Raw genomic sequence first — 481 nt, forward strand, 5'->3', positions numbered from 1 at the left:
GTATTTTATTGTCGGATGTCGCGCAAGTCTCGACCATTGAAGGAATCAACCAAGTCAGTCGAGAAAATGGTAAACGCCGAGTTGTGGTTACAACGAATGTTGAAGGGCGTGATTTAGGGTCTTTTGTTTCTGATGTACAGACACAGCTCAAAGCATACACTTTGCCAAGTGGTTATTGGATAGAATATGGCGGTCAGTTTGAAAATTTGGCTTCAGCCAAAGCACGGATGCAAATCGTGATTCCACTGGCTTTAATCACTATCTTTATTTTACTGATGGCGGTCTTTCACAATGTCAAAGAAAGTCTATTGGTCTTTACCGGGATACCCTTTGCCTTGACCGGTGGTGTGCTGTTCCTTTGGCTAAGGGATATTCCATTATCGATGTCAGCTGGAATTGGCTTTATTGCCTTATCTGGTGTTGCAGTCCTCAATGGACTGGTAATGCTGACCTTTATTAAGGAATTAAGGGACAAATATCC

1 protein-coding gene is annotated in these 481 nt (G+C 42.6%); it reads left to right on the forward strand.

Features of this window, described 5'->3' with window-relative positions:
• Nucleotides 1–481 (forward strand): efflux RND transporter permease subunit (locus AAEY75_RS14125; RefSeq protein ID WP_352259912.1); only part of this gene is annotated, 481 nt, incomplete at both ends.

The sequence above is a fragment of the Psychrobacter sp. TB55-MNA-CIBAN-0194 genome, assembly GCF_040309505.1.
Lineage (GTDB): Bacteria > Pseudomonadota > Gammaproteobacteria > Pseudomonadales > Moraxellaceae > Psychrobacter > Psychrobacter fozii.